This is a genomic window from Pseudomonas sp. Sample_22 (assembly GCF_004307635.1).
Classification (GTDB): Bacteria; Pseudomonadota; Gammaproteobacteria; order Pseudomonadales; family Pseudomonadaceae; genus Aquipseudomonas.
On the sequence record NZ_RCNY01000068.1, the window covers coordinates 1 to 20,072 of the forward strand.

General features: G+C 58.0%; 26 protein-coding genes and 1 tRNA gene. 6 read left to right on the forward strand and 21 right to left on the reverse strand.

From position 1 onward, the window contains the following. Window positions 1-2: 2 nt before the first annotated feature. Window positions 3-197, forward strand: a complete 195-nt coding sequence (gene csrA / locus D8U73_RS17935) for a carbon storage regulator CsrA (RefSeq protein ID WP_007938114.1) — start codon at window positions 3-5, stop codon at window positions 195-197. Between the two features lie 91 nt (window positions 198-288). On the opposite strand, the gene D8U73_RS17940 is transcribed toward csrA, so the two are convergent. The 3 genes from D8U73_RS17940 to D8U73_RS17950 all read right to left on the reverse strand — a co-directional run bounded on the left by D8U73_RS17940 (window position 289) and on the right by D8U73_RS17950 (window position 1,870). Continuing rightward, a complete protein-coding gene (locus tag D8U73_RS17940) occupies window positions 289-744 on the reverse strand; it encodes a DUF2214 family protein (RefSeq protein ID WP_056853684.1) in 456 nt (151 codons plus the stop codon). A gap of 145 nt (window positions 745-889) precedes the next feature. Further along, a complete protein-coding gene (locus D8U73_RS17945; RefSeq protein WP_056853685.1) occupies window positions 890-1,084 on the reverse strand; it encodes a hypothetical protein in 195 nt (64 codons plus the stop codon). A 717-nt stretch (window positions 1,085-1,801) separates the two neighbouring features. After that, window positions 1,802-1,870: transfer RNA gene (locus D8U73_RS17950), tRNA-Ser, on the reverse strand. A gap of 184 nt (window positions 1,871-2,054) precedes the next feature. Between D8U73_RS17950 and D8U73_RS17955 the strand changes: the two genes are divergently transcribed. The 3 genes from D8U73_RS17955 (at window position 2,055) to D8U73_RS17965 (ending at window position 3,618) form a co-directional block, all read left to right on the forward strand. Further along, window positions 2,055-2,264: a hypothetical protein gene (locus D8U73_RS17955; protein ID WP_130905276.1), complete on the forward strand. Its 210-nt coding sequence runs from the start codon at window positions 2,055-2,057 to the stop codon at window positions 2,262-2,264. 254 nt (window positions 2,265-2,518) lie between these two features. Beyond that, on the forward strand, window positions 2,519-2,887 hold the full coding sequence (locus D8U73_RS17960) for a hypothetical protein (RefSeq protein ID WP_241668533.1): 369 nt from the start codon (window positions 2,519-2,521) through the stop codon (window positions 2,885-2,887). A 23-nt stretch (window positions 2,888-2,910) separates the two neighbouring features. Then, a complete protein-coding gene (locus D8U73_RS17965; RefSeq protein ID WP_130905278.1) occupies window positions 2,911-3,618 on the forward strand; it encodes an SOS response-associated peptidase family protein in 708 nt (235 codons plus the stop codon). Here the strand turns inward: D8U73_RS17965 and D8U73_RS17970 are convergent. Beyond that, window positions 3,615-3,845: a hypothetical protein gene (locus D8U73_RS17970; protein ID WP_130905279.1), complete on the reverse strand. Its 231-nt coding sequence runs from the start codon at window positions 3,843-3,845 to the stop codon at window positions 3,615-3,617. The genes D8U73_RS17965 and D8U73_RS17970 overlap by 4 nt on opposite strands. A gap of 309 nt (window positions 3,846-4,154) precedes the next feature. Here D8U73_RS17970 and D8U73_RS17975 point away from each other — a divergent pair, with 309 nt between their 5' ends. Continuing rightward, window positions 4,155-4,418 (forward strand): hypothetical protein, encoded by a 264-nt coding sequence (locus tag D8U73_RS17975; protein WP_130905280.1) that lies wholly within the window; start codon window positions 4,155-4,157, stop codon window positions 4,416-4,418. A gap of 33 nt (window positions 4,419-4,451) precedes the next feature. Here D8U73_RS17975 and D8U73_RS17980 read toward each other — a convergent pair whose 3' ends face one another. From D8U73_RS17980 to D8U73_RS18030, 11 genes are all read right to left on the reverse strand, one after another. Next, window positions 4,452-4,964, reverse strand: a complete 513-nt coding sequence (locus D8U73_RS17980) for a lysis system i-spanin subunit Rz (protein WP_130905281.1) — start codon at window positions 4,962-4,964, stop codon at window positions 4,452-4,454. Beyond that, window positions 4,961-5,386: a cell wall hydrolase gene (locus D8U73_RS17985; RefSeq protein WP_130905282.1), complete on the reverse strand. Its 426-nt coding sequence runs from the start codon at window positions 5,384-5,386 to the stop codon at window positions 4,961-4,963. Before D8U73_RS17985 ends, D8U73_RS17980 begins: the two co-directional genes overlap by 4 nt. Window positions 5,387-5,448: 62 nt before the next feature. Next, on the reverse strand, window positions 5,449-5,817 hold the full coding sequence (locus tag D8U73_RS17990; protein WP_130905283.1) for a phage tail protein: 369 nt from the start codon (window positions 5,815-5,817) through the stop codon (window positions 5,449-5,451). Continuing rightward, entirely contained in the window at window positions 5,814-6,149 is a 336-nt protein-coding gene (locus D8U73_RS17995) for a hypothetical protein (RefSeq protein ID WP_130905284.1), read from the reverse strand. The genes D8U73_RS17990 and D8U73_RS17995 overlap by 4 nt, the downstream gene beginning before the upstream one ends. Beyond that, on the reverse strand, window positions 6,149-7,369 hold the full coding sequence (locus D8U73_RS29545) for a hypothetical protein (RefSeq protein ID WP_241667849.1): 1,221 nt from the start codon (window positions 7,367-7,369) through the stop codon (window positions 6,149-6,151). Before D8U73_RS29545 ends, D8U73_RS17995 begins: the two co-directional genes overlap by 1 nt. Window positions 7,370-7,392: 23 nt before the next feature. Beyond that, entirely contained in the window at window positions 7,393-8,052 is a 660-nt protein-coding gene (locus D8U73_RS18005; protein WP_130905285.1) for a hypothetical protein, read from the reverse strand. Then, on the reverse strand, window positions 8,049-8,405 hold the full coding sequence (locus tag D8U73_RS18010) for a hypothetical protein (protein ID WP_130905286.1): 357 nt from the start codon (window positions 8,403-8,405) through the stop codon (window positions 8,049-8,051). The genes D8U73_RS18005 and D8U73_RS18010 overlap by 4 nt, the downstream gene beginning before the upstream one ends. A 3-nt stretch (window positions 8,406-8,408) precedes the next feature. Further along, window positions 8,409-11,972, reverse strand: a complete 3,564-nt coding sequence (locus D8U73_RS18015; protein ID WP_130905287.1) for a phage tail protein — start codon at window positions 11,970-11,972, stop codon at window positions 8,409-8,411. A 58-nt stretch (window positions 11,973-12,030) separates the two neighbouring features. Beyond that, the gene (locus D8U73_RS18020) at window positions 12,031-12,642 is read right to left on the reverse strand and encodes a tail assembly protein (RefSeq protein WP_130905288.1); all 612 of its coding nucleotides are present in this window, start codon (window positions 12,640-12,642) and stop codon (window positions 12,031-12,033) included. 55 nt (window positions 12,643-12,697) lie between these two features. After that, the gene (locus tag D8U73_RS18025) at window positions 12,698-13,048 is read right to left on the reverse strand and encodes a hypothetical protein (RefSeq protein WP_130905289.1); all 351 of its coding nucleotides are present in this window, start codon (window positions 13,046-13,048) and stop codon (window positions 12,698-12,700) included. Between the two features lie 94 nt (window positions 13,049-13,142). Next, window positions 13,143-13,637, reverse strand: coding sequence for a hypothetical protein (locus D8U73_RS18030; RefSeq protein ID WP_130905290.1), 495 nt, complete (start codon window positions 13,635-13,637; stop codon window positions 13,143-13,145). A gap of 472 nt (window positions 13,638-14,109) precedes the next feature. Between D8U73_RS18030 and D8U73_RS18040 the strand changes: the two genes are divergently transcribed. Then, entirely contained in the window at window positions 14,110-14,355 is a 246-nt protein-coding gene (locus tag D8U73_RS18040; RefSeq protein ID WP_130905292.1) for a hypothetical protein, read from the forward strand. 93 nt (window positions 14,356-14,448) lie between these two features. On the opposite strand, the gene D8U73_RS18045 is transcribed toward D8U73_RS18040, so the two are convergent. The 6 genes from D8U73_RS18045 to D8U73_RS18070 are packed head-to-tail and all read right to left on the reverse strand — an operon-like array spanning window position 14,449 to window position 20,070. Next, complete coding sequence (locus D8U73_RS18045) at window positions 14,449-15,213, reverse strand: C40 family peptidase (RefSeq protein ID WP_130905293.1); 765 nt, start codon at window positions 15,211-15,213, stop codon at window positions 14,449-14,451. A gap of 2 nt (window positions 15,214-15,215) precedes the next feature. Beyond that, a complete protein-coding gene (locus D8U73_RS18050; RefSeq protein WP_130905294.1) occupies window positions 15,216-15,968 on the reverse strand; it encodes a phage minor tail protein L in 753 nt (250 codons plus the stop codon). 11 nt (window positions 15,969-15,979) lie between these two features. Continuing rightward, entirely contained in the window at window positions 15,980-16,321 is a 342-nt protein-coding gene (locus tag D8U73_RS18055; RefSeq protein WP_130905295.1) for a phage tail protein, read from the reverse strand. A 3-nt stretch (window positions 16,322-16,324) separates the two neighbouring features. After that, entirely contained in the window at window positions 16,325-19,339 is a 3,015-nt protein-coding gene (locus D8U73_RS18060) for a phage tail tape measure protein (RefSeq protein ID WP_130905296.1), read from the reverse strand. Window positions 19,340-19,366: 27 nt separating this feature from the next. Beyond that, window positions 19,367-19,639, reverse strand: coding sequence for a DUF1799 domain-containing protein (locus tag D8U73_RS18065; protein WP_130905297.1), 273 nt, complete (start codon window positions 19,637-19,639; stop codon window positions 19,367-19,369). A 47-nt stretch (window positions 19,640-19,686) separates the two neighbouring features. Further along, window positions 19,687-20,070, reverse strand: coding sequence for a phage tail assembly chaperone (locus tag D8U73_RS18070; RefSeq protein ID WP_130905298.1), 384 nt, complete (start codon window positions 20,068-20,070; stop codon window positions 19,687-19,689). Window positions 20,071-20,072 lie beyond the last annotated feature (2 nt).

The following is a 20,072-nucleotide window of genomic DNA, read 5'->3' on the forward strand; positions in this document are numbered from 1 at the left end:
CCATGCTGATACTCACCCGCAAAGTCGGTGAAAGCATAAACATTGGTGATGACATAACGATCACCATCCTCGGCGTAAGCGGCCAGCAAGTCAGGATTGGCATCAACGCCCCGAAAGACGTTGCGGTGCATCGCGAAGAGATCTATCAGCGCATTCAGGCTGGCCTGACTGCTCCGGACAAGCCGCAAACTCCCTGAATCCTGATGCAGTCAGTAGCCAGCCCGTTCACCCCCGGAACGACGGCTGGCTAAAGATTCTCGAAATGCAGCGCCGTTCCCCCCACACTCGTTACCCAAACGTCACGCCACGCGCCATACCAGTGGCTGCCATGACCATCAGCAGCATCAACATCCCTTCAACGTGACTGATGCGCGCAAACAGCTTCGCCCGCCCAGCCTCGATCGCCGTACCGCGCGCCAGCGCTACTCGCCATTTGATCAGCGTGATCATGGGCGCTACTTCCAGCAGCAGAATCAGTACAAACAGGGTCATCTTCAGATGAAACAACGGCTGTTGCAGGTAATAGTCCGTGCCCTTTTCAAATCCGCCAAACGCTCGCATCCCACCGGTTACCAACAGAATGAGCGCGGAAATTCCCCAAAGGTTGTCTGCGATCAGCACACTGCGAACTTCCCCCGTGCCAGCCGCCAAACGTCGAAAATTCGTACCACGCACAAGAACCGCCCAGAATCCCAGCACAACCGCTAAAAGATGCACGGCCGCAAGAAGCCAGTGAGTCAGCATCGAGACACTCCTTTCAGGATGAGTTGAATCAGCCTGTCAGTAGTAGCCCATCAATCAAAGGATTGCACTGGCGAGAAACTGCCGGGTTTGCCATAGCGATCCATACGCCAGATACGAAGAGCCCAGCGCAATGGCTGGGCTCTGGTTATTTTCTGTTTTCCATCATTTTATCGGCGAGGGCCTTGGCCCTTTCGATCAATAGATTCTGCCTGTCTTCGTGAGTCGCACCGCCGACGACAGGTGCCGTCAGATTACTTTCGGCAATCAACGCAGCGCAAAAATATTGATCCCAAACAGTCCTGTTTTCGGACGACTGCTGGTTCGTTTGATCGGAGATCATTGGTGACTCCTTTGGATCAGATCACGCCCGAGTCACAGCGTTACAGGATCCATCTTAGAAGTACATGAGTGGCGATCCACGGTGATGCTTGAACCACAGCCCATTGAAGCAGAAGGCAAATGAACAGGTAAGCCGCAAAGAATTGCATCATCGCACGCTTCCCCATCAACACCTCTCCTGCCTCATGAACCAAGTCATGCGCCTGGCCGCCCGTTCTGATTGGATGAAGTTTGATGGTCGCAGTTCAATATCGAGCTGAAATGATTGTCATTTGGACTGCATCGAAGGTGCAGAAGCCTTCTTTTCCTCCAGGCTGGCATTCTTGCCTTCGGCTCGGCAGCGCCTGCAAGTGGTGGGTACGGGAGCCCAGCTGCAGTGATAGCGAAATTGCTCGCCGCATACAGAACAAATTGTCTCCGGCCACTCCCTGTTTCTACGTTCGCTCGTCAACGTTGCTTTCAGCTTTCGCATCGACTCGAGATTCTTCGCGCCCATGAAAACTCTCCGGTTTTTTTGCTCACGGCCAAACGTTTTTTTCTTTAATCACCGACTGGCGCACTGCCGACGAGTTCAATGCAGAAGCTTGAGCGGTATGATGTTTTAGAGGGACGCGCTGAACTGGCGTTCTGAGGTGGGTGCTTTGCAAATCGCAAAAAGCAAAAAGGGGTTACCGTTTCCGGTAACCCCTCTAGACCGCCCAGCAGAGCGGATTTTGTTTGGTAGGCGCGATTGGACTCGAACCAACGACCCCCACCATGTCAAGGTGACCCCGAAACCTACGCAACCATTTGATATATAAGGAAAATATAGCAAATCTTAGGAGGTACGAAATCGCTACGTCACTCTATAAGAATCAATAACTTAGCGTTGTATATTCCTACAGTAGTTCCCTCCCCACGGTGTCATGCCAGTCGTTAAATATCCTTTCAACGCGGTGCTACGCTTCCTTGATCCACGGAGGAAAAAGCACATGCCGAACTCAGATCTACTCCCTTCCCTGCTCTTCAAAATCAACGAGAACCAGCTTGCCCTGGAAGCGGCCATCATGGAGCTTTCAAACTGGGTCGAGCAGCGAGGTGCGGCCGACGTTGCCGAAAACGTCCGTGGCGCCTTGGACGCGATCGACCGAAACGAGGAGTTCATCAAGATGACGCTGGCAGTGATGATGACTCCTGAATGACCCTCGACAGGAGCAGGCGCGACATTTAATTATGACGTCAACGCGGGGACGGATGGGGGATAGGCCGTGGATTCAAGGGCCAAACCTTTCCGATTCCCCGCCCTGCTCCGACACTCCCCGCAAAATTGGCCCAAGAATTGGCCCAGCCATCCCCGGCGTTCTGCCAAACAAAAAACACTCCCCGTCGCCTCGCTCTCGCGGAAATGTCGCGCCTCAATTACTGTATATGCAAACAGTATTGGTAAGGCATTACCGTGGATCCCTACGAAATTGAAGACACCAGCGACTGGCTCGGCTGCCCGACTGAGCTTGAGACATGCCGTCACTTTTTGCGCATGTACGAAAATGAAGTCCAGGAATTGACCCTTCAGCTCCGCAAGTCCCGCAGAGACATCTTCAACCTGGTGCAAATGCATGCGGAGGTATCCGAGGAGCGTGATCGACTGCGGGCCGAACTGAACCGGGCGCTCATCTCTGCGTCAGATGCCAATAGAAGGGTCACGGATATCGAGACCAAGACCAATTGGGAGCTAATGGCCAACACCAAGGTGATCAGCGAGCTCCATGCAAAGCTGCGCGAGCTGACCGGCGTGGATCCGTTCACCCAAATTGCGAAAAGCTGATTGCCCATTCCAGGATCCGACCTATGTGTGGACGACTCTCGCAATACGATGGCATACACGATTTCGTCGCGGCGTTGAGCATGCCCAACCCATTGGTGAACAACACCGGCGAATTGCCGTTTCAACGCTACAACGCTTCGCCGAGTACGCAACTCGCCCTCTTCCACCAGGAAGGCGACTACTTGCACGCCGACATGGTGCGCTGGGGATGGCGGCCGCATTGGGCCAAGGATCGTGCCGCGCCGATTAATGCCAGGGTCGAAAAGGTCGCCCACGGTCCGTTCTTCCGGGCGATCTGGCCACACCGGGCGATTATCGCGATCAACAACTGGTTTGAGTGGGTGGACGAAGGCGGACCGAAAAAGCAGCCCTACCTCATTCGCCGACGGGACCGAGCGCCGATCCTGTGTGCTGCAATCGGCCAATATCCAAATTCGGAGCATGAGCCGAGCGAACACGATGGCTTCGTCATCATCACCGCTGACAGCGCTGGTGGCATGGTGGATATCCATGACCGTCGTCCCGTGACGTTATCGCCGGAACTGGCCAGAGAATGGTTGGATCCTTCCACACCCAAGGAACGCGCCGAGCAAATGGTATTGCTGCAGGGTGAGCCCACTGAGGCGTTCGAGTGGTTCAAGGTGGATCGGGCCATCGGCAACGTACGGAACCAAGGTCGAGACCTGATCCAACCAGTGGAAGGCGAATCAGAAGGGAACACTTTGTTTTAGGTAGAGGCCAGGGACTTGAGTCGATCTTCCAGCGCCGTTTCAAATATGATGTAAAGCCGCTCTGCATCACCTGCACGCAAGGCTCCCACCGTCTCCATGCCCAACACAAAACCCTCGGCACGGGCGCCGGCCTTAACAGCAACGATCATCGACTCAGCTCGTTTGATTTGTGCAAGGAGGCGATCAGCTTCACGCCGCGGCTTGGGGCCGAGTACGACATCTTCCACTCACCGCCTCCCCCTTTATCTGCACTACGACATCCAATACATCACCAGGACGACCACTGCCACCCACCCCAAGGTGAGCAGGAACGAGAGTCCGGCAAGTTGCTTATCCATGGCCGATGCCTCATCCCCCTGTCGAAGAATCATGGGGCAACCTGACACCGGTGACAAGAATGGCGGCATGCCATCACTGAGCAAGCTGTTAACGCTCATCCCGAGCCGACGCTAAACATCTAATGACAACGGCCGATAGCACTGGAAACGCCTCATATTCGAGGCTTATCCCGATTGACAGCTACAAAGGCAAAGCTGATGAACAACATTTACCTTCTCATTGAGCATGGCCAGGACCAAGGCGAAGTGTACGTCCTCGGATGGTTCGACAACGAAAAGACAGCAAAAGATGTGGCCGAGGAAAAGGAGTGGGAGGAGTATCGCGCCAGCATGAAAGCCGAGCACTCGTGGTCAAATCACAAGCCGTTGTCGCCAGACCAAACAAAATACCGTCGTTTTTGGATCAAAGAGATTTCTAAGTTTGATCGCGTGCCAGTTCCTAGGTCTTCGGCTGTTCATTGAACCTCTGCTGGAACTTCAAAGCAGGATGCCAGTTTAGCGGGGAGTGCTGATTTCCCGCACATAGGCCTGGCACGCAGCCAGCGCGATCAGTCCCCGGTCGCCTTCAACGGTGATGGCGATAATTCGTTGAGCATGCGCTGGGTCAAGTTCGGCTCGAACGGCTCCATGAACCAAGCCGACGGCGCCGGCGGCGGCAGGCACTGAACAGCCACCGGCTGAACCATGGGCGAGGACGACTGACAGCCGCAGATCAGAAGTAGCAAGACGATCGCGCAGGCGAGCCTGATCTTTTTGGGCATTGGTTAAAGTCTCGTGGTGGGATTGGGCGCTGGCCGCCAGGCGCTGCTCGAGCACCAGGCGTTTGTCCTGCTCGGTTTTCTGTGCCGCAGCGCCGACCATGGCCAGTTGATTGAGGGTGTCGGTGTGTAGTCGCGATTGCTCGGCCAGTTGCGCGCCGTACCGCCAGCACTGAATCTGCCAAGCACAGATGGCGCCCAGCAGAACAAGCGCCAGCGCGCCGACCACCCTCAACGCCACCGGGCTCATGGCACATCCTTGAAGAACACATGACCGCCCAACTTCAGCGTCTGCTTTGCCTTCGCGGCCCATGCCGGCGGCGTCTTCATGGCGATCGCGTAATAGTGCGTGGAGCCGCCGGTTGGATCTGGCACCTTTCCATCAATCACCTGGTCAGCGGCAATCCGCGCTTGTGACAGTTCGCGGAAAGGGATCTGCTTCACGCCAATCAGAAATTGATAGTTCGGGTCAGTCTTGTTCCAGCAGCTGAACTGGTATGGCTTCTGGCACACACCGGCATAACCCTCCCCCCACCACGACTTGGTCTTGCTGTCGTCCACACGGTTGCGAATAGTCCAAGCCACGGCGATCTGCCCCGCCAATGATTCCCCGCGAGCTTCACCCCACAGCGTGCGGGCTAGTATGTTGCGGTCCTTTTCAGTTACAGGCATCACTTTTCTCCAGGCAAAAAAATACCCGCTCGATGGCGGGTGGTCGGTGACGCTTGTGCGTTTTAAGCGTCCGGTGCTTGCAGCGCTTCAGGATCGGCGGCAATCACAGGGATGGCTGGGATGGTCGGCCACGCCGGTGATGCATGCCAGCCCGGTTGCTTGGTGACTTTGCCCAAGGCGAATTTATAGGCCTTCCAAGCGGCCAGGCTGGTCATCAGCGCCGCCTGTTCAGCTTCGTCCTCTTCTGTCGCCTCTCCGGCATCAATGCCGTACCCGATCGTCTCGATTCGATCTTGGATGCGCGCAATCTGTGTAACGGCCTGGGTGTTGCGCCCTGCAAGTTCAGCCTTCATCAACGCTAGGTGCTCGGCATCGGCAGCGGCTTCTTTCATTTCACGGGTTACCAGCTGCGTCCAGTCGATGTTGATCATTCTGCAACCTCCTGCTGCGGTTCCGGATCAGGGAGCGGTCGTGGCAATGCTACGGGACCGTCAGGAACATTGCTCAGCAATTGCGGAGTGGCTTGCTCCGGGCTGTAGTTGGCCGGTACAGGGTAAAGAAGTGACAACTTGATCACCCCCTCTTCTTTGGTGATCTGACCCAGAGAAAACCATTTCGAATGCACTGCTGTGCCGGGTAAGGAGTCCCCATCCTGCAACGGCGACAGATCGAACTGCTCGCCATTGATGAACAGGCTATCGCCCTGTTTCACCAGATCGAATGGTTCATTGTCCAGGCGCTGGCCGTATACCGTGATATCCATTACTTCCACCTCCCGACAGCCAGAACTGAAATGATGATGCTTCCCGTAACCAGCGCGGAGTGATACGCCGCCCATGTGCCCCAGGTCGAAGCCGTGCCGAACAATTGTTGGCCTGCCCAACCGCCGCCGCTCGCAGAGGAAATGCCGAACCCAAACATCTCGTAATCACCGACAAAAGGCACAGCAAAAGGCCCCATATCGAAGTTCACGCTTTTGAACACGTTCCCGTTCGCCGCAGTACCGCCACCGATGGTGACTTGTTTGCGATTCAGCAGGGACCCATCGGCGCGCTTCTCGTAATAGCAACTGTTGATGTAGCCGCTTTCGAGAATCGCGCCATTCGGAACACCTGCAGAGTCGGAAACAGTGCCGACGATGTTCGATTTCTTGTACGCATCGGTAAGTCCGAGCGCGCTCAACAGCGCCGTGAGCGAGGTAACACCGGTGCCGCCCTGGGCAACGCTCAGAAATGTCTGGCCAGTTGGATACAGGCAGAAGTAATCGTCAGGAGCCCAGACTCCCGCGCTCTTCCGGCGAAGTGCGACCATCGAAGCCGTTCGGTTGACGATGATTTGGCTTTGATGATTCGCGGTCCAGGTCATCGCAATACCGCTCGAACCTGCGGCGAACGGCACAGTGGTGCTGCCCAATGCCCACGGAATGTTCAAGGCGCCTGTATTGATGCCGAACTTCTGACTGACCGCGATTGCGTTCAGGTCGGTAGGATTGTCGGATGACAAGGCGCCCCAGCCCCATGCGCCGTTGAGCATTACCCGGCCAGCAGTTGAATCGGTGAGGCTGGTTTGGATATTCACCACCGCTGCGGTGCCAAGACCTAGCCCTGTCCGCGCATCGACCTGGTTGGCGCCACCCGTACCACCCTTTTCAACCGGCAACACTTCGTAGTTGCCAGTGGTTCCGAGTGCCGCGAGCTTTGCGCCGTAGGTGTTCACCAGAGTTCGAAGTGCATCTGCCGAATCTTTGACGTAGCCCTGCATGGGCGCAATGGCGTACGAACCAGCTGCGGCGGTCGCCCCCTTATAGGTCGGCGAGATCGCCATCGCCGTATCACTGGCGATGTTGGTGATTTCATACCAACCGCCGTCCGGGCCGCGAAACGCATCGCCCACCCGACCATTGGACAGAAAAGCGGTCCCCGTGCCGATGACGGCATTGGAATTCAAGGTGACAGAGACCGTTCCTGATTTGTACCAAGGCATTGGTTATCTCCAGAAGAATTTGATCAGGCCAGTAACTTGGCGCAGAGGAATGGCCGGTGGCCTTGATCGGTCCAGGCGTTGGTGGCGAGGCTGTACATCCTGATCTGGCCATTGGCGTAATCCACGCCCAAGGCGCAACCACCGCCGGATGAGGCGTTATGGCAGTTCATGGCAAACGGGTTCAGCGAGATGTATTCCCCTGAACCGAGCAGTTTGTTGATCGCCCAGATGTAGCGCCGACCTACGGTCAGCACCTCGTCACCGATATAAACCCAGTTGCCTGCGGCGTAGGTCACCACAACAGCCGGCGCGCCGCTGTCGTAAACCAGAGCTCCAGTCGGCCCCCACAAACGCATGCCGTATGCTGCGGTGCCCATCGACGCCCAGGCCGCGACGAAATACTGTCCACTGAGGGTGGCGGTAACGTTCGAGGCTTTCATCGTGAAACCGGTCCAGTTCCCAGGACCACCGGTGAACCAGACGGAGATCGGAACCTGCATCACTCCGGCATCCGGCCGGATAAACACAATCGGCGGATCCAGGCTCGTAATGGGTCTGGCGAAAACCCCGGAGGCGTCCGTAGTGCCGGCGTAACTCCCTCTCGTCAGCATGCACAGCCGGGGCAACTCCGAGTCGATCTGAACAAAGGCATTGTCGTTGATGCTCTGAAATCCATAGCTCATGTGGCGAACCTTATCGCGTAGCCCTTGGCGACGATCCGTGTCTGGCCAACGGATGCGCCGGCTGAAGGGTTTTTCGGCAGGACTGTCACAACCCCTGTACCGGTGGTGACATAGGGGTATGACTTGGTATTGCCCAAGCTGTCGTTTTCCGCCGTTTGCACGTCCTGTGCCCTGGTCGGGATGATCATGAACACGCAGTTGGCCGGATTGAAGCCCGGGATGCTGATCGTGTAGCTGGGCACGGCTCCGCTGAAATCGATCACGCCCTGCCATAGCACCTGGTAGGTGAAGCTGTTGGTGTCCATGGCGAGCTGACCGCTCTCGTTGAAGACACGCAGGCCAAATAGAGCCATTAATTACCCCAGATAGCCGAGACGAACACGCAGTACGTTGTTCGCGTCGTAGACCGACACGTTCAACGAGTTGATCACCAACCGCCCCTGACCCGGGACGATGCCGTTGATCTCCAGTGTTCCGTCTTTGTTGAGAATCCAGCCTTGCTGGCCAGCGATGTAGTTCGTCGAGCTGATGTAGCTGCCGATCTTGGCGTTGGTGATGGTGCCGTCCTGAATGAAGGCAGAGTTCATGAACACCTGACCACCCTGAACCGCGAACGGTACCGAGATCGCGCCGCCGGCGATGGTGTTGACGATGGCGAACCGGTCCGCGCTCACTAGGAACTGACTCTGCAAGCCGGCTCCGGTGTTTTCGATACTCAGGCCAATGCCCGCGGCGACATACTTGCCGTCCGCCGTGAGCTGCATCTTCACCGACCACATGGTCGAGAGCTTCCCGGCGGTGTCGGCGTAGGCCGTGGCCGTTTCCTGAATAGCCGCCGTGTTTTCGCCGACCTTCACGTTGACCTGAGTGATCGCCGTTGCGGTGGCTTCCTTGTCGGTGGCCACAACCTGCCGCAGATCGCTGACATTAGCCTCGTTCTCCCCAACCACAGCAGTCAGCGTGGTGACCTTCTGCGCAGTGGCGAGGTTTTCCGAGGCCCGCACTTTCTCTTCGTTCGCGATCGCGGCCGTACTGCTCCAACCCTTCAGCGCATCGGCGAGATCGCCTTCCCCGTTGTCGTCCCGGTATGCAGCACTCAAAGCCTGAAAGGCCGTGGCCTGCGCCGTGATCTCGCCGTCGAGCTCGATGATGTCGGCCGTGTTGAAGGCAACCTGCTGCGCCAATCCGTTCGCCGTTTCGATCGATTTGCCGATGTCCAGCCAGTAGGCCGGGTTCGGCGGCGGCGTGTTGATCGGCACGGCGCCAGTGGCTTGGTATAGACGCTGCCCCATGCGAACCATGTCTTCATCGACATAGGTCTTCTCCGGGTCGTACAACAGGATGTCATCCAAGGCATCGATCTGCTCCTGCAGGCCGGGGATCTTGTCGATTTCATCGAGGATGTCCTGGCCCAGTTCAGTGCGCCCGATCTGCCCGGCGATCATTTCCAGAATCGGCGCAGCCTCAGAACTCGACTGTCCCTGCACACCAAGCCCCACCGGATACCACGGACCGATGTTGCCGATCCGGTCGACCAGGCGCGCCCAGAAGTAAAAGGTCACGCCGGCGGCCAGGCCGAGCATCGAGAAGTCGCTCTGCGGGTATGACAGGTCCGTCAGCTTGGTTGCCGCCTCCAGGCTGGTCGACGGCCCATACCAGATTTCCGTGCGCTGGGTGTCCTCGGCGCCAGCCGGGAAGCCCCACTTCAGGTAGATGCCGAACAGCAGCGGCGAGGCCGTGAGGTACGACACCGCCGGCGGTAGCCCTTGCTTGCCGCTGAGGTTGGTCAGGATCGAATTGCGCCAGATCGACGAGATATCGAAGGCGCTCACCGCGCGGACGCGGGCCACGTAGGCACCGGCGTAAATGCCGACCACGTCAATGCTGGTACCGCCTGTGCGTTGCAGCTTGATCCAGTTGCCGCTGTCCTTGCGCCATTCCACGTCATAGCCCACTGCGCCGTTCACCGCAGGCCATGTAATGGTCATGGTGGCGACGGCGATGCCCTGGGATACCACCGAGTTTGCAGTTAGGGTGACGCTCGCCGGCGCCGGTACCACGGTGATTGGGATGACGCTGATCGGCCGCTCTTCCAGGCGAGCGCCGGTATCGATGTGCGCAAATTTGCTCGGGTCGTACTGCACGGCCGAGATCTCGAATACACCTGGCTCTGGCCGCGAAACGGCGGTCACCCTGTACAGCGGCACGGCCAGGTCGTCGGCATCCAGCGCCCAAATTAATTCAGGCTCAGGCGCGATCGAATAGTCGACGGTCACAGTTACAGCGCGGCCGGCCACAGACTGTACTGTGCGCCCCTCACACTTGCCGTTCGGCAGGTTCAGGATCAGCCGGTCCCCTGCCTTGGCCTGGGTATCGCGCTCCAGCGTGACAGTGCGGCCGGCAACTGCGGAGATGCGCCCACCTATCGGCCGGCCCGCGAGGAGCTCGTCCGCAATGGGGATGACGTAGCCAGGCAGTGGAATACGGCCATCTAGCCCAACGCGGAAACTGACGGCGCGATCCTTGGAGTTGGTGAGCAATGCCCATTTACCCCGGCGCTGAGCCTCAGACTCGCGGTTGCAACCGATTGCGCTGATCTCCAGTACGTTGTCGCCGTAGCGCCGCTGCAGCTTGGCATCGGTCACCGCCGTTACGTCGGTGTCGTAGTTATTCTCCGGGTTGTCGTAGCTGATCAGAGCGCGGCTGTATCTGGTCCGCTCCGATGCGCTCGAGTAGGTGAACTTGCCGTCAACAACGTTCGCCCGGGTGTAAGCGAAGTCAAAATCGGTCGCGCGCGGCATGTCGGACAGCGTGAAGACCTGGCCCTGCGCCCAGTAGGTCATGCCCCGGTAGATGGCCGAGATGTCACGCAGTAGCGACCAGGCGTCAGCTTTGCCCTGAAGGTTGATATTGCAGAGGAAACGCGGCTCTTGCCCGCCCTTTCCATCCGGTACCAGTTGGTCGCAATACTGGGCGATGCGGTACAGCTCCCACTTGTCCACCTGCCACGGCTTGATGCGCCGGCCCAGGCCAAAGCGGTCGTTTACGGTGATGCCGTAGGTGATCCACGCGGGGTTATCGGTCCAGGCTTCCTTGAAGGTGCCATCCCAGATGCCCGTGTAAGAGCGCGTGTCCGGGTTGTAGTTGCTCGGGACCAGCCATTTGCGGCCTCGGCATTTGACCGTCACCGCCGGAATATTGCGAAACTGCTCTGCCGAAAACTCGATGTAAAGCAGCGCAGTGTTCGGGTACCGCAACTTCGCATCGATCACTTCAGTGAAGCCGGCGATATTCATCATGTCGGCGATTTTGTTGTTGTTTTGGTTCGGCGTGATGCGGGTGACGCGCATCAGCCACCCACTGGTTGCCGCAGGCAGATCAATACGGCGAGTGCGCTCGTATGGGCTGGTGGTTTTGCCATCCACCGCTTCGCTAAGCACCTGTTGATAGGCGCCGCCGTCGGTTGCCAATTCCACTTTGTATTCGATTCGGTACCCGTTCACGTTGCCGCTGGCATCAACGGATTGTAGGGCCGGCCAGGCGAAGCGCAGGCGCACAGCCGAAAGCTCAGTGTTGCTGATCCCTCGTACCCAGGGCGTACCGCTGCGCAACTCAACGCCCAAGGTTGTTTCGTTCTCAACCGATGGAATGCCCTGGATATAGTTCTGCTCAACCGAGCCGCTGCGGAACTCCCACTTCACGTTCGGGAAGTTCATGTTTCCCTGTGGGTCTTGCAGCGGTGTGTTGTCCAGGTAGATGTCCTGCGCGGTCGGGTTGCCAGCGAACTCGCCCTCACCCATCGCAATAAGTATCTTTGCCAAGGCCACCGAGCGCAGGCTGTCCGGCGCTTCGGTCGGAGTCTTTGGCTTGTCCGATCCGCCCTTGGCTCCAAAAACTTCCAGCTTCTGTGCTGCGCCCATGCGTTTCTCCAGGCAATAAAAAACCGCCTCAAGGGCGGCCGGGTATTCGTAGGTCTGGTTACATTTGGTCTTCGGCGTAGATAGCGGCGCTGATAATCGCCCCGCCCCAACGGCGGTCGCCTGCGCATAGCGGTACCGGATTGCCAGATGCAGTGGTATTTTTGGCACTGCCGAATGCGTAGCCAGGGGTGTTTTCGGGCGCGGCGCTGGTCTTGAGCCCTTTTGCAGCAGGGCTGAGCATTTGGATTACGCCGCCGATGACCATAGATGCGCCCATGGTAATAAGTGCAGACCCAAATGGTGCACCAGCGCCGAACGTACCACCCGTGATAATCAGGCCGACGACGATCAGTACTGATCCGATAATCGTCTGCAGGCCGCCAGCCTTCTTGCTCCCCGTGATGATTGGCGCGATTCGAATATCGCCGTCACCGCTGAAGCCCAGCTCTTCCTCTCCAATATTGGTTTTCCCGCGGAACACTGCGAATTCAATTCCCCGTGACTTCGCGTTCGACAGGAATCGTTCGAAGCCGGGAATTTGAACGCAGAGCGCTTTGATGGCTTCAGCTGGCGACCGAACAGCGAGTCGGAAGGAACGGCCAAACTGCCGGAGTTGGCCATAAAGCTTAACCGTCGTCATCGGCTGATAGTTGATTGCCAGAGCAGACATACTTTTCTCCAGGTAATAAAAAACCCGCCGGAGCGGGTTTCAAAATGGTTCGTTTTCAGAGGCAGCTTTGCAGAGCCGTCAGTCGTTTTGCGGAGATCCAGTTGTTCAGCACTGCGTAATACTTTGCTACGGCACCGGACGCGCCAGGCTGGATATCGACGAAATATTCGGAGCCTGCCGTGAATACTGTGTAGCCGCTGTCTCGACCCGGCTGCAACGTGGCTTCAGGCGTTACTCCGAAAAGGGATTGGTTCTGCCACTCGTACTGGACACACTGAGCGACGGCCTTATCGGACTTCTTCGAGTACAAAATTTTGTCCGGCCCCTTCTGCCTGGCTTCGTTCATCGTCGGCGCCATGCACCCCGCCAGCAGCATCACGGCCACCGCCCCTATCAAAATCCGCATGATTCTTCCTCGTCCTGAAAGGGGCGACTGTAGCATCGGGGTGACAGAAACGAAAAAGCCCAACATCGGGTTGGGCTATGTCTAACACTCCGCTTTAAACGTTAGCAGCGAGGCGAGGTTTTGATCTAATGGTGATCTCCACTTGCTCGGTGGTGACTCCGTATGTTTCAGCGAGAGCATCGATAGCGTTATCCATACTCAGTAGACCGAAGACGTCGGGCTGAGCCTTAAACGCCACTGGATCTCCGATGGTGAAGAAAAGCTCATTTTCAAATGTGCTCAGGAAGACGCCAAATCCGTTGTTCCTGTATTTTCCGAAGGCTTCCTGATACTCCGGCATGCTGCCTTTGCCAAAAACGTCACGAACTTCAGAGAATCGCACAGTCAATGGCCCCCCCTCTGTTCGAGGAATTACTATTTCCTTGATTTTGGCTACCCACGTAGGCACGTGTTCAGAGCAAAGAATTAGATAGTCGACACCAAGCCATCCTGCATGCTCATTCACACTCGCATGAAGTGGCATTCCCCTTTCGACAAGGATGGCAGCAAATTGATTCGCGGAAAGTCGAATAGAAACGGCATTGACCATAATGACCACTCATTGAGAAAACACCGACTGTACAGTGGCACTGTCCACCTATCCAGCGTGGATGAAAGGCCAGTGGCATGAGATGAGCTTTGAGTAGTAGCGTTGTGCCTCCAAAAATGCGACACAGGGAGTCTCAGCATGGCGTTAGTTACGGCAGAAACAAGACCGCTGGTTTTGAATACCAATCAGCCCGGCAACGCTCACTGGAATACGCTTTACGGAATTGGCGAAACCGTACCCGTATCCGGTATCTACCGTTGCGAAGGCTGCGGTGATGAAATCACTTCAAATGCCGGGGACCCGTTCCCACCTCAAAATCGGCACCAACATCAAAATCGATCCGTTGCCGTTCATTGGCGACTGATAGTCCGCACACAAACAAGTTGATTGAGCAGAGTGCCCAGTTCTTTGCCTGCATGCCCAAGGACTGGGATTGCGCCAATTTCGGCGCGTTTATGACCCGGAGGTCGATGTGAAGTACGAAGTGAAACCTTTTGAGCACGGCGTTCTCATGGCGCTTTTGTCGCTTACTCATGCATTGAAACAGACACCAGGGTTCAATGAAGAAGCGCTGCAACGAGCAGCACAGTTTTTCAAAGAGGTGCCTGCAGGTGGGTGTGAAAGCGGCGAAGCAAGAGACGCCTACGAATGGCCGCTTGAGGTCATTCTGAAAGATGTTTCCTACATCGAAAAAATGCTGGAAAACAAAGGCAACTAACCCTTTGTTAGCCGCCAGACCGGTTCGCCACTGGCGGTTTTAGCTGCTGACTCAATTACACTTTGCATATTTTTCTCCCGCGGCGACGCCGCATCACGTAGTTGGTTGTGCATCTTTGTGCCTGAGGATCAGCCGTGTTTTGTCCAACCACGGCCCGCCGAAAACAATGACCTCTGACGGCCTGCCGTACAGGTGGTGCAGCAGGAACGGACCGGGGCCGAACGTCGCCGCATCCTCACCCGGCAGCGCCGGATCAGTGCCAAGGAAGATACCGGCGTGGTTCGGGTAAACCGTCCGCCCTACTTCCATCACAATCATGTCGCCGCGCTGCGGCTGGTCAACTCGGTAGAAGCCGGCGGCCTCGTAGTTCGCTTCGTACAGACTGGTGTTGTCCTTGCTCTCCCACCAGCCATCGGCACGCTTGAAGGCTTCGAATTCCAGCCCCCACTCGCGCTTGTACCAATCGGCGCAAACCTTCCAGCAGTCCCAAGCACCATGCACGAATGAGCGTTTCAGCAGCGGTACTTCACCGGTGGGAACGATGGTGCGCAGGTCGCCTTCCGGCCAGCTCAGAATGTGCCAGGGCATGGCCGTCGCTTCGCACATGGCGAGGTCACGCGGTGACGGCCTGCTGGTGGCGTCCGGATGTGAATGAACCACACCGATAACCTCGCCGATGTCCTCGGCCGCGGCGTACTCCTCCGGATCGATCCGGAATTCCTCGTTCGGCTCGGTTGAAACATTGCGGCACGGGTAGTACTGCTGCTTGCGACCGAAGCCCAGCAGCAGCCCGCAGCACTCTTTCGGATACTCAGCTGCCGCGTGCGCCTGGATCGCGTTGAAGATGTGTTTTCGCATCGTCAGCTCCTTGCGATCAGGGACACCGCGGGGAATCCGCCGTGAGGAAGTTGGTTGTTCTGGCCGAAACGCAACTTGCAGGATTTCAGACCGCCCTTGCACTCGTCCTTGCTCGGGTCATCCGTTGGGTTGTCGTCGTCATCGAACATCGCGCCACCGGTGTAGTTGCAGTTCGGACCACGGTAGCCGCCGGTCATTGCCCAGTGGCAGAAAGTGGTCATCTGGCGCCCGGGCAACCCGTGATTGTCGATTTCCCCAGGCGATGAAAGCTCCCATTGCACAACCTCGCCGTCCTCGCCGGTCTTCTGGTCGATGAACCAGATCTCCAGGGCCTCCTGGGTTGGATCAGCAGTCGGATTTCCCTCGGGAAAATTCGCCGTATCCAGGTACTTGGCCAGGGTTTCGCGCACGGTGAGCTGAAACTTCAGCAGATCATCGAAAGCCAGGCACAGCGCTGTGATTCGCCCATTGACGTTGCCGGCCATAAACACTGGCCGCGTTGCGCTGCCGTTGCTGTCAGCGCCGATGCCGTCGATCTGCACCGGCCAGGCAGCGTACTCATTGCCCTGCCACCAGATCGACTTCGCGGGGAGTTCCTCGACTGAACCTTCGTAGGCCAGCAGCTCTTCGGGCGTGTGCGGAATCGCATGGGCATGAAAACGTAGCACGTCGGCGCCGTACTCCGTGCCATCGATTTCAAACAGACGAATTTCGCCACCGGGCTCCAGCTTCTGGATGTCCGTGATGAGTGCCATGCGGCGTTACCTCAGGGATGAAAGGTTTGTTCGAACGTTGCGGCAAGGCTGTAGACCGCGCCGCCTTTGTGGGATGGCTGATAGCCGTCCGGGCATTTGTACAGACCGAGTTCACCAAGTGGCGGCGTCCAAAGGAACGCCTTTGCCCCCTGATGGCGATCGAGGAAAGCAATGATCTCTTTCACCCGCTCCGCGCTCCCGGTGTAACTGATCGGCCAGGACTGCACTTTGTTGTTGATGCCATCCGAAACGGACTGGCTGTATCCATCGCCGAATTGCTTGCTGCGGGTGCACTGCTTGATGCTGCCAGTCGCACCCTTTTCAATCGGCCAGGTGAATCGTTCGATTGCCATGGGTTACCCCTTGATTGCCCGGTTGATCTTGCCGCCTTGGCGCAGGTCCACCGCCACAAGCTTCTGGTAACGTTGGTCGACGAAGTCCGCCAGGTCCTTACCGAACTGCTGGTAGGCCGGATCATCGGTAGTGGAACTGGTCGATCCGTCGCTGGCCACCATGACCTGGACATTGATCTGCGCTGCGCCGCCGGCGATCCCACCACCCATCGCGGCAAGGTTGACCCCAGAAGTGAGCGGAGTAACGCTGCCGCCATTCGCGCCGGTCATGAGAAACGACCGATCGCCCTCGTTGTAGAGTTCAGGACCGAGCTCATTGACCTCATACAGGGAGTTGGGCGCCACAGGACCGCCGGCTGCCCGGTAGCCGGAAAAGTCGACATTGCTGTAGCCGGCCTGAGATGCGCCCGCATTCGAGGAGACGGCGCCAGCAGAACCAGAGGCGAGACCATTGCCGCTGCTGCCGGTGAAGTACCCAGTAGCCGCACCAACCAAACTACCCAGCAGCGCCGAGCTGGCCTGCCGCGTGGCGATCCGCGCCATGTCCGCCAGGATCGACTTCGTGAAGTCCGCGAATGACAGCTTGCCGGTCATGGCGAAGTTGACGATCGCGTCCTCCATCGAACTGAAGGCGTTGGTGAACAGGCTCTTCGTCTGCCCGGCAACGTCCCGCGCTGACTCCAAGTAGTTCTGCCACGCCGACGATGCACCGGCGCTCCAGTCCCCCTGTGCGGCGGTCATGTCGTCGTAGTTGGCCCGCACAGTGTCGTGCAGGTCCTGTTGGGTGGCTTTCAACGCGGCCAGCTTCTGGGTGTACTCGTCAAGGCTCATGCCGCGCGAGCCGTCGCCGTATTGGTTGGCGAGTTCCAGGCGCTGCTGGTTGAATCGGTCGTCGATCCCGTTCTGCTGATCAGTCAGCGCACGCTGCCGATCACCCTGGCCGAGGCTCGATGCCGCGCGCAGGCCCTGCTGCCGAAGCGTGTCGACCTGCTGCTGCAGGGCGCTGGTGTATGTGTTGACGGCCAAGGTCTGCTTGCGCAGTCGCCCTTCTTCGTTCGTTGCAATGACCGCCAGTTCGCTGTCGCTGTCCTGCTGAGCCTTGACCATCGCGGTTCTGGCGTCGGCGATCTTCTGGTCAATCTGGATGATCTGGGCACCAGTGGTGCCCTTCTTCGCCTTGGCCGCTTCAAGCGCATCGATCTCCGCCTGGTAGCCCTGGGCGACTTCGTCGGCCTGCTGCTTCAACAGGCTGATCCGCTGCTCGGTGTAACTCGCCTGGCTGATCACGCCGGCGCGCTGGGATGCTTCCAACTCCTTGTCGGCGTTTTTGTAGTAGGCCAAGGTTTCGGCCAGTGCGTTCTTCGCGTTGTTGAAACCGGTGGTGTCGACGCTGCCGGCCGGCGCCTTGGGGTCCTTGAACTGCTCGTTGATGTTCGCAATGTTCTTATCGATGGCCGCCTGGTTTAGCCGGGGATCCGTCGGAGCGACCTTTCGAATGTCGTCGAGCTGCTTTTTGTATTCCTTGAGTGCCTCCGCGCGCTTTTGCTCGTTGCTGAATGCGGATTTGGTCAGCGCATCCACTTTGCCCATGGCGACAACTGCATCACCCTGGGCCTTTGCCTGCTCACCTTCCCATTTTGCGATGTCAGCAGCCGCAGCCTTCTGGTCCTCCAGCATGTTGAGCTGGTTGCTATAGAGCTCGACCATTTCTTTCTGGTTTTGAAACGCCCCGATATCTCCAGCCTGAGCTGAAGCCAGATTGCGCCGAGCCTGCTCGATATCAGCGTCGATATCCGGGCGACCGATATTTTTGAGGTTGTCCGCTGCCCGGGCGACAGCGTTGTAGCCTTTCTCCCAGAAGCTCAGGTTTTCAAGGATTCTCGGCGTGCGTTCGTTGATGGCGTCGGCATATTGCTCAGTTGCCAGTTTGACCGCGCCAGCGTGGTCGCCCTGTTTCTCCAGTGCGGCGATTTGCGAATAAACCGACGCCGTGAGGTAGTGGTACTGCTCATTGAGTGCTGCAGACGCTTTGACCGGGTCGTCTGCTAGTTTCGAAAATTCGGCGACCGTTTCGCTCACGGCTTTGCCGGTCGCTTCCTGCATCGACACTGCGGCCTGGGCGATACCTGCGAAGCTGTCGCCGGCGATCTTGCCATTGCCTGCCAGCAACGCCAGAACTTCAGCGGCCTGGCCGGTCGTACCCACGGTAGCGCTGACCTGGCGTGCCATTTCGCTGAGTTGCCCAGCGCTCACCCCAGCCGAGTTGCCGGTGAGGATCAAACCTTTGCTGTAGGCATCCTGTTCTTCGCTGCCTTTGTAGTAGGAATAGGCGAGCGCGCCCACAGCGGCGGTGACCAGCGCGATCGGCGCCAGAATGGCAAGCAGACCGGCTGCCGATGCGCCAGCGCCTGCACCCAGCTGAGCCACGGCACGCACGCCGCTACCCCAGTCGCCGGAGGACAGCGCATTTCCCAGCTGAACGACGTTTTCCTGAGCCTGGCGGGTGCCCAGCTTCAGCTTATCGAAGCCGGTCGCCGTTTTTTCGAGCTTCGCGTAGTCCTTGTCGATCTTGCCCAGCGCGGAAGTGAACTCATCCTGGCTGATGCGACCTGCATCCAAATGCTTGCCCAGGTCCTCGACCTGTTTGTCCAGCTTGGCCAGCGCCGCCTTCGCCGGGTCGATTGCGCCCAGCAGGCTGTTCAGCGCTTTTTGTTCATCCAGCGTCGACTTCGCCAGCGCCGCTTGCTGCTTGTCCAGTTGCGCGGTGATCTTGGTGAACTCGGCCTCGCCGTACGCGCCGGTTTGGGTCAGCTTCGCGAGGTTTTCGCGCTGCTTGGCCAGTTCCTGCGTGGTGGTCGCGCCTTTCGACAGTGACTTCTCCAGCGCCTGCATTTCGTTCATGAGGCCGACGGCGGACTGCTCAGCGCGATCACCAGCCCTGGTCAGCTTGTCGAGATCGGTCGCAGCGTTGGCGGCATCAGCCGAGTCGACCTTGATGCCGAGTTCTGCAATGTTCATCGACTCACCTTGAATAAGTGCCCGTTCTCACGGGCTGTTGTCGCGGGCTTCCGCCGTAGCCGCGAGAGCTTCTGATTCCATAACGCGGATATCGTGGAACACGCCGGGGCGATCCTTCGCCGGGATGCCGACGAGCTTCATAACGTTGGGCAGCACGCCATAATCGAGACCGGTTGCGCCGCATGCGCCAGTGCGCCACTGGGTGCCCATCGCATCCATGACAAGAAAGGACGGCCAGTTGTCTGGCCAGACTTCGATGGTTTCGTCGTAGTCCTCCGGCGAGAAGCCGAACAAGGCCATCTGCTCCGCCGATCCTTCAGACTCATAGAGCGCACGGGCGGCGGCGGTCAGTTTCCCAAGCGGGCCTTGCCGAAGGCTTCGCTGTAAGCCTTCACCACTGCATCCGATACGCCGATGCAGCTCTTCACCAGGGCAGTGATAGATTCATCGCTGAGCTTGTCGGCGAAGCCCCAGGACACGACCAGGTCCTTGATCTGCTCGACGCCCTGCTCAACCTCTGCGGCGGTAATTTCAGAAAGCGTCGGCTCAGTCCCCTTAAAGCGCTCACCAATGGCCTCTGCTCTTTCTTTCCAGCTGTCGAACAGTTCAGCCAGTGCAGTGCGGTCACGATATTTGAACGTGAATGACACCATCGCCGGCTTGCCGCCGACCTGGGGGATCGCCACATCGACGGTGAACGTCGGCTTCGGCGCGATGGAAAACTTCGGCATGG

Bases quoted from the DNA above. Each gene is read 5' to 3' on its own strand.
- csrA (WP_007938114.1), top strand. From the start codon at position 3: ATGCTGATACTCACCCGCAAAGTCGGTGAAAGCATAAACATTGGTGAT.
- D8U73_RS17940 (WP_056853684.1), bottom strand. From the start codon at position 744: ATGCTGACTCACTGGCTTCTTGCGGCCGTGCATCTTTTAGCGGTTGTG.
- D8U73_RS17945 (WP_056853685.1), bottom strand. From the start codon at position 1,084: ATGATCTCCGATCAAACGAACCAGCAGTCGTCCGAAAACAGGACTGTT.
- D8U73_RS17955 (WP_130905276.1), top strand. From the start codon at position 2,055: ATGCCGAACTCAGATCTACTCCCTTCCCTGCTCTTCAAAATCAACGAG.
- D8U73_RS17965 (WP_130905278.1), top strand. From the start codon at position 2,911: ATGTGTGGACGACTCTCGCAATACGATGGCATACACGATTTCGTCGCG.
- D8U73_RS17975 (WP_130905280.1), top strand. From the start codon at position 4,155: ATGAACAACATTTACCTTCTCATTGAGCATGGCCAGGACCAAGGCGAA.
- D8U73_RS17980 (WP_130905281.1), bottom strand. From the start codon at position 4,964: ATGAGCCCGGTGGCGTTGAGGGTGGTCGGCGCGCTGGCGCTTGTTCTG.
- D8U73_RS17985 (WP_130905282.1), bottom strand. From the start codon at position 5,386: ATGCCTGTAACTGAAAAGGACCGCAACATACTAGCCCGCACGCTGTGG.
- D8U73_RS17990 (WP_130905283.1), bottom strand. From the start codon at position 5,817: ATGATCAACATCGACTGGACGCAGCTGGTAACCCGTGAAATGAAAGAA.
- D8U73_RS17995 (WP_130905284.1), bottom strand. From the start codon at position 6,149: ATGGATATCACGGTATACGGCCAGCGCCTGGACAATGAACCATTCGAT.
- D8U73_RS29545 (WP_241667849.1), bottom strand. From the start codon at position 7,369: ATGCCTTGGTACAAATCAGGAACGGTCTCTGTCACCTTGAATTCCAAT.
- D8U73_RS18005 (WP_130905285.1), bottom strand. From the start codon at position 8,052: ATGAGCTATGGATTTCAGAGCATCAACGACAATGCCTTTGTTCAGATC.
- D8U73_RS18010 (WP_130905286.1), bottom strand. From the start codon at position 8,405: ATGGCTCTATTTGGCCTGCGTGTCTTCAACGAGAGCGGTCAGCTCGCC.
- D8U73_RS18015 (WP_130905287.1), bottom strand. From the start codon at position 11,972: ATGGGCGCAGCACAGAAGCTGGAAGTTTTTGGAGCCAAGGGCGGATCG.
- D8U73_RS18020 (WP_130905288.1), bottom strand. From the start codon at position 12,642: ATGTCTGCTCTGGCAATCAACTATCAGCCGATGACGACGGTTAAGCTT.
- D8U73_RS18025 (WP_130905289.1), bottom strand. From the start codon at position 13,048: ATGCGGATTTTGATAGGGGCGGTGGCCGTGATGCTGCTGGCGGGGTGC.
- D8U73_RS18030 (WP_130905290.1), bottom strand. From the start codon at position 13,637: ATGGTCAATGCCGTTTCTATTCGACTTTCCGCGAATCAATTTGCTGCC.
- D8U73_RS18045 (WP_130905293.1), bottom strand. From the start codon at position 15,213: ATGCGAAAACACATCTTCAACGCGATCCAGGCGCACGCGGCAGCTGAG.
- D8U73_RS18050 (WP_130905294.1), bottom strand. From the start codon at position 15,968: ATGGCACTCATCACGGACATCCAGAAGCTGGAGCCCGGTGGCGAAATT.
- D8U73_RS18055 (WP_130905295.1), bottom strand. From the start codon at position 16,321: ATGGCAATCGAACGATTCACCTGGCCGATTGAAAAGGGTGCGACTGGC.
- D8U73_RS18060 (WP_130905296.1), bottom strand. From the start codon at position 19,339: ATGAACATTGCAGAACTCGGCATCAAGGTCGACTCGGCTGATGCCGCC.
- D8U73_RS18065 (WP_130905297.1), bottom strand. From the start codon at position 19,639: ATGGCCTTGTTCGGCTTCTCGCCGGAGGACTACGACGAAACCATCGAA.
- D8U73_RS18070 (WP_130905298.1), bottom strand. From the start codon at position 20,070: ATGCCGAAGTTTTCCATCGCGCCGAAGCCGACGTTCACCGTCGATGTG.